This window comes from Bariatricus sp. HCP28S3_F11 (assembly GCF_052065395.1).
In the GTDB taxonomy this organism is placed as follows: Bacteria; Bacillota; Clostridia; order Lachnospirales; family Lachnospiraceae; genus Allocoprococcus.
In genome coordinates, this window is sequence record NZ_JBQHUC010000064.1 from 1 (window position 1) to 5,645 (window position 5,645).

Annotated in this window: 5 protein-coding genes and 1 pseudogene; 5 read left to right on the forward strand and 1 reads right to left on the reverse strand. The window is 44.3% G+C overall.

Annotated elements, in window-relative coordinates:
* Positions 1 to 182 precede the first annotated feature (182 nt).
* On the forward strand, positions 183 to 470 hold the full coding sequence (locus tag ACTNBR_RS15865; protein ID WP_441019172.1) for a hypothetical protein: 288 nt from the start codon (positions 183 to 185) through the stop codon (positions 468 to 470).
* A gap of 99 nt (positions 471 to 569) precedes the next feature.
* Here ACTNBR_RS15865 and ACTNBR_RS15870 read toward each other — a convergent pair whose 3' ends face one another.
* Positions 570 to 1,997 carry a DUF4832 domain-containing protein gene (locus ACTNBR_RS15870; protein ID WP_441042727.1) on the reverse strand — a complete coding sequence of 476 codons (1,428 nt, stop codon included), beginning with the start codon at positions 1,995 to 1,997 and terminating at the stop codon, positions 570 to 572.
* Between the two features lie 218 nt (positions 1,998 to 2,215).
* Here ACTNBR_RS15870 and ACTNBR_RS15875 point away from each other — a divergent pair, with 218 nt between their 5' ends.
* The 4 genes and pseudogenes from ACTNBR_RS15875 (at position 2,216) to ACTNBR_RS15890 (ending at position 5,382) form a co-directional block, all read left to right on the forward strand.
* Positions 2,216 to 3,940 carry an ABC transporter ATP-binding protein gene (locus ACTNBR_RS15875; RefSeq protein ID WP_441019168.1) on the forward strand — a complete coding sequence of 575 codons (1,725 nt, stop codon included), beginning with the start codon at positions 2,216 to 2,218 and terminating at the stop codon, positions 3,938 to 3,940.
* A gap of 255 nt (positions 3,941 to 4,195) precedes the next feature.
* A pseudogene (locus tag ACTNBR_RS15880) lies at positions 4,196 to 4,372 on the forward strand (AAA family ATPase); the annotation flags it as partial.
* Positions 4,373 to 4,448: 76 nt separating this feature from the next.
* Complete coding sequence (locus ACTNBR_RS15885; RefSeq protein ID WP_441019166.1) at positions 4,449 to 4,661, forward strand: hypothetical protein; 213 nt, start codon at positions 4,449 to 4,451, stop codon at positions 4,659 to 4,661.
* Between the two features lie 133 nt (positions 4,662 to 4,794).
* Positions 4,795 to 5,382 (forward strand): 50S ribosomal protein L25, encoded by a 588-nt coding sequence (locus tag ACTNBR_RS15890; RefSeq protein WP_427806185.1) that lies wholly within the window; start codon positions 4,795 to 4,797, stop codon positions 5,380 to 5,382.
* Positions 5,383 to 5,645 lie beyond the last annotated feature (263 nt).

Below are 5,645 nucleotides of genomic sequence, written 5' to 3' on the forward strand. Positions count from 1 at the left end.
ATCGCAGAATAACCAATAGTAATTAATCAACCTGCTGAGCTTTGCTCAGTTTGAAGCGGAATGGCGCTCCGTTCCTCTGGAACGGATGCGCAATTCTTGCGGAATATGCAGTAGAGTATTTGAAATTATTTCAGCAAGGAAAGAAAATCTGGAAAAAAGAGAAGTATTGGTAAGGTGGTAATGTGAATAAAATTAACGTTAAGAGAGATGGAAATATTCTTACGATTGGTGATACACCTCAATTAGTAGTTGATTTGGAAAATCAGAAGAATTATATAGTATTTGCAGGCAAGCAGGTGCCATATCACCAGGAAATTGTGTTTAGTGAAGATATTCTTGCGGGAAAAAGAGAAAATGTATTTCAGACAGCAGTAAATTATTATTATGAACAGGCATGTGAGTTCATTAAAGGAATAAAGATTGCAGAGGAATATAGACCATTCATAAATATGAGTACCAGGGAGTTTTAATTATTTTTTTATATCAGTGAGTTTGCAGCAATCGGCGGATTTTCGATTGCTTCCGCCTAAGGCGGAAGCGGAGGGAGCGAGGGCAGTTGGTGAAACGCTTTATTTCTCCAACTGCCCTAACAGATACCCATCATCTGTAGCTTCATTCTTATTCCCCAGCAGAATCATTTCACCGCTTGTTTCATCTGTTACAGAAAAATAAATTTGATATCTGCCGTGTTTCAGATCTTTCACAGGAAGTTTCACTGTGAAAGATCTTTTTTGCCCGCTGCAGAGCTTTCGAAGATCTGCACCGAATGGAACGCTGATACATTCTCCGGTTTCTGCATTTTTTAGTACAATCGAAGTTAGAAATGGTTTCAGTGTGTTGGCAAATCCGACGTTCTGCAGGGTCAGCGTGAGGGATAAATTCTGTCTTAGTACTCCGGATTGCCTGAGTTTGCAGGATTGGATCAGGTAGCGATATCCGAGATGTTCCTGCACATAGTAGTATCCGTCGCACCCACGAAAAGCATCCTTTTCGGTCCAGAGAGTATTTCTCCATTTATCCAGAACGCGGCTGTCGTAATCGGCATTCAGGTATGAGACATGCATGGCCTGAAGTGCGGACACGGAGGTGTTCAGATTGCTCAGTGTGCTTTGGTAAATGACTTCGCCGCCGTTTGGCACATACCGGCATAAGCGATTCTGGAATTCCAGTTCTTCTGTTCGTGTGCCCTGGTAAGCCGGAGAACCGGCATCGCGTCTTGCGGTCGATCCGTATGTGCCAAGGTCAGATTCGGAACCAAGCATCCCGTCATTGAAAAGACCAAGTCTTCCCATCAGAGAGTCATCTGTTCCAAATGCCGGGAAGTTCGAGGGGACATCATACACATCGTTGATCATTCTCCACTGCGCGGGCGTGCGGACGGAAAGGTAGATGGAAGGTGCGATGAAAGCATTTAAGTGGCGGATGAGCGTGCCTACGGAAGCGCCATCCATAAAACGCGAATGATGCATTTCGCCCCAGTTTCCTATGAATATCCCTTGTATGATGTAAATCAGATCCTGATGCTGATTGACCAGTGGACTGATCTGATCCATATGTGTCAGAATCCGATCCAGTGAATCCGGTTCGGTAACCGCTGCGATGCCATCCCAGTCATAAAGAAAACGGAGGATCAGTTTTGGATTGGAAGGGGCTTGTGACCAGGCTTCCAGAATGTCATTGAATTGTGCGAGTCCGGTTTCACTTATTTCGGTTTTACGGTAATTTTTCAGATTGATTTCCAGCAGCGCCAGAGAAGCTGTGTAAGAATCCGTCTGATAAGAAGCATTTGCAGATGTATATTCATCGGACAAGGTATAGCCGATGATGTGGTAAAAGCCCCGGTAAGGATTGGCAAGCGGCTCGCTGCTTTCGGCAAAAGCTTCTGCCATATAAGTGATGCGGTTTGCATAGGAGGTCAACAGATAGGCAATTATGATTCCTAACAAAAGAAAGACCAGTATCCATAATCTGAAAGAAAAAGCATTCATGAATTTCATTGTATGTGCTCCGTTTCCTAAAAGCTTTCTTGCAGCGATTCGAACCGCCGTACGAATAGCTACGTCTTATTTTAAATTTACTCTAACAGACGATAAGAAGGATGTCAAACTCTTGTTCAAACATAAAGATACGCCATGATGATCCGGCGGGCGTCGGGAAAATGCCATAGATATTTACATATGAGTCTGATATAATAAATGACAGATGTATAAGAAATATGCTATTTGAAAGAACGATTATGATGTATAAAGAGAAAATTTTAAAACTTCTGAAAAGTCCGGCATTGGCAGATATTTGGCGGTGGTCAAAAGCCGTTCATAAGTCGATTTTTATATTGTGTGTGTTGAATCTGATGATCTGTGGCTGCTCGCTGGGGATTACGGTCGCTACGAGAGGGCTGATTGACAGTGCTGCGGGGAGGGATAGCGGACAACTTAAGCTGTATGCCGGTGCGCTGGTTGTGCTGGTGGTGATGATCCGGTGTCTTTCCATAGGTTTGGGACTGCTGAATACGAAGACGAATGCGCTTCTTTTAAAAGAAATGCGGTCTATGATTCTGAAGAGCCTGTTGGGGAAACAGTATGCGGGATTGAATGGCTACCACAGTGGGGAATTGGTCAATCGCATGTTCTCGGATGTAAATGTTGTCAAAAACGGCATCGTGGAGATCGTGCCGGGGGTGGTCGGCATGGGCGTGAGCTTTCTCGGAGCCGCGGCTATTTTGATCGCCATGGACTGGAGATTTGTGGTGGTGCTGGTTCTGGGAGGAATGCTGGGACTTCTGCTATTGATCCTGTTCAGGAAACCCATGAAGCAAAGGCATAAAGAAGTACAGGAAAAAGAAGGACAGCTGCATGCGATGCTGCAGGAAACTTTGGAGAATCTGCGACTGATCAAGGCGAGTGGCTCTGAAAAGCGGATAGAGTACCAGATGGATGTACGGCAGCAGCATTTTCAGGAAGCACAGATGCGAAAGGGCGCTTTTTCTGTGTATATGAACAACAGTATCAATCTGATTTTCCAGTTTGGGTGGCTGTTTTGTATGCTCTGGGGCGGCTTTGGCATTTACAGGGGAAATCTGACATACGGAATGCTGGCGGCGATCATCCAGCTGGTGGGGCAGATTCAAAAGCCGATCGCAAGTGCCGCAGGAGTAGTCGGTCAGGTCTATGGAACCATCAGTTCCGCGGAGCGATTGAAAGAGATCCTGGATCTTCCGGAAGAGGAGAATGGTGTTTGTGCAGACGGAAGAGAACTTTACAAAGATTTTTCGGCAATACAGATGCGTAATCTGTGCTTCTCCTATGGAAAAGACAGGCAGCCTGTGCTGGAACAGGTGAATATCCGCATCGGAAAAGGCGATTTTGTTGCTGTGACAGGTATTTCGGGTGGAGGCAAGAGCACACTGTTTCAGCTCCTTTTGGGAATTTATCAGCCAAGTAGTGGGCAGTTGGGCTTCTGCTTTGATAATGGGACAGAGGAGATGCCGTCCCGCAGGATGAGATCGCTCTTTGCTTATGTTCCTCAGGGAAATACACTATTTTCCGGTACACTTCGGGAGAATTTTACCATGTTTACGGATGACGCCACCGATGAAGAGATCCTGCAGGCAGCAAAAGCGGCCTGTATCGAACGGTTGATTGTGAAAAGTGATGCCGGACTGGATACGGTCATTGGAGAACGGGGAATCGGATTGTCGGAAGGTCAGGCTCAGCGTGTAGCCGTGGCGAGGGCTTTACTTAGCCGGGCACCGATCCTGTTACTGGATGAAAGCACCAGTGCGCTGGACGAAGAGACGGAGGCAAAGCTGCTTGGGAATATTGCGTCGCTGAAGGAGAAGACCTGTTTGATCGTGACGCACAGGAAGGCGGCACTTAAGATTTGCGATTATCGGATCCATATTGAGAATGGCGGAGTAAAGAGAATGGAAATATCGACGTGAGGTTACTGACGTAAAGAACGCCCTGACCACGACTTGCATAATGCTAATGCAAAGGAATACTGGGACGGTAGAAATACTCTGATCTAGCCGAATAGAATCCGTTTGTTTCGTGCAGACTACACTTGATGATGGATAATCCGGCGAAGAAAGGCAGGAAGAAAAGCGGGAATCAAGTGTCCTCTTGAAAACCGCGTCAGCTATTGTTACAATAAGATAACAGTGAATGAAGTGTAGTTTAGGGAAAGGAGCGGACTGATGACGGACAGAGGACTTTTGAAGCTTCCGGTCGGGATAGAAAGCTTTGAAAAAATCCGGACAGAAGGGTTCTACTATGTTGATAAAACGGCGATGATTCGGGACCTGTTGTGCAAATGGGGTGAAGTGAATTTATTTACCAGACCCAGACGATTTGGTAAGTCGCTGAATATGAGCTAAGAAGAAATGTAAGGTAATGAGTGTAAAAGTACAGAATTAACAGTATAAGCTGTTAATATATACGCTGGTAGGGATGGAATCGGCACAGGACTTCGGGGAAATGATCTATTATGTACTGAAACAGATCCTGACAGATTGTTACTTCATGGTTATGGGGGACGTATCGCAGAATATCCATTATGAGACCGGTATGAATGACTGGGAAGGATTAAAAGAAGCTCTTTTTGAGCAGAAAAAAGACAGTAAAATTGTGCAAAAACGCGAGAAAAACATGCAAAATAAATAGATATTTATGCATCTTTTCCGATGGATGCGTGTTATAATACACGTGTAACAAGGGAATACTTAACTGACCTGTATTTGTAAGAGAGTATGAAGAAAGGCCGCTAAGCAATCAGTTCTGTAGGAGGAAAAGATAAATGAATACTTTGAAAGCTGAAAAAAGAGACATGGAAACGAAAGCAAAAAAGCTTAGACGGGAAGGATTTGTTACCGGAAACATTTTTGGAAAAGAAATTGAAGGATCTATACCGGTCAAAATGGAGAAAGCAGAGGTAGATAAGCTCCTTAAGACGAAAAACAAAGGAAGCCAGATCGTCCTGGATGTGGATGGACAGAAGATGCATGTACTGATCAAAGAAGTAGATTACAACACCTTGAAGAAACAGGTGGATGAAGTGGATTTTCAGGCATTGGTAAGTGGAGAGAAAGTTCATTCGGTTGCAGAAGTTGTTCTGTTGAACCACGAGATGGTCATGGAAGGTGTGCTGGAACCGGTATTGACTGAAATCGCATATAAGGCAGTTCCGGAAGCACTTGTTGAGAAGGTCGAGATTGACGTGGCAAATATGAAACCGGGTGAGTCTGTGAAAGTGAAAGATCTGCCGATTGCATCGAATAAAGATATTGATCTGATGACGGATCTGGAGATGACAGTGGTCACCGTTCTGGAAGCACACAATGCGGCAGTTGATGATACAGAAGAGGAAACAGTGGAAGAAGCTTAGGCGGAGTTTAAAAGAGAGTTTTAACTGAACTGTGAGAATGCCTTTATTCAAGTATGAGTATGTTTGCTTGGATAAGGGCATTTTTGTATAATGTAAAACATCGATTTTAATAATTGGATGAAACCGTTATAGGCAGTAGACAGAACATTTGGTATAATTCTTAAGGAAAGTATCAGATTCAGAGCAGATAATAAAAGAGCAGTTCTGGAAAAAATAGAACTGCTCTGAATGTGATTCTTTCTTATTGTACCAAGTCGCGGACG

Bases quoted from the DNA above. Each gene is read 5' to 3' on its own strand.
- ACTNBR_RS15870 (WP_441042727.1), bottom strand. From the start codon at position 1,997: ATGAAATTCATGAATGCTTTTTCTTTCAGATTATGGATACTGGTCTTT.
- ACTNBR_RS15875 (WP_441019168.1), top strand. From the start codon at position 2,216: ATGCTATTTGAAAGAACGATTATGATGTATAAAGAGAAAATTTTAAAA.
- ACTNBR_RS15885 (WP_441019166.1), top strand. From the start codon at position 4,449: ATGGAATCGGCACAGGACTTCGGGGAAATGATCTATTATGTACTGAAA.
- ACTNBR_RS15890 (WP_427806185.1), top strand. From the start codon at position 4,795: ATGAATACTTTGAAAGCTGAAAAAAGAGACATGGAAACGAAAGCAAAA.